This window comes from Shigella sp. FC1544 (genome assembly GCF_001722145.1).
In the GTDB taxonomy this organism is placed as follows: Bacteria; Pseudomonadota; Gammaproteobacteria; order Enterobacterales; family Enterobacteriaceae; genus Escherichia; species Escherichia coli.
In genome coordinates this window covers 1-247 of record NZ_MECT01000524.1, presented here as the reverse complement: position 1 = coordinate 247, position 247 = coordinate 1, and the positions used below count along the sequence as shown (strand labels likewise).

Sequence of the window (247 nt, the reverse complement as noted above, 5' to 3'; positions counted from 1 at the left end):
GAGAGAAAACACCGGAGTGGAGGGAAAAGCAGAAAAGCTCACGTGGCATAAGGCGTGGACAGCGGTATCGTCTGGTTTTTCAATTTCCTATACGTGAACTATGGCTCGCTACGACCTTCCCGATGAGGCATGGACCATCATCAAGCCTCTGTTACCTCCTGAACCCGCCACACCACGGGCCGGACGCCCATGGGCTGAGCACCGTAAAATCATCAATGGCATGTTCTGGGTGTTATGTTCCGGTGCA

The 247-nt window shown here is 53.4% G+C and carries 1 protein-coding gene; it reads left to right on the top strand.

The features are described from left to right. Positions 1 to 100: 100 nt before the first annotated feature. Positions 101 to 247 (top strand): transposase (locus BGK49_RS28215; RefSeq protein ID WP_141011594.1); only part of this gene is annotated, 147 nt, incomplete at its 3' end.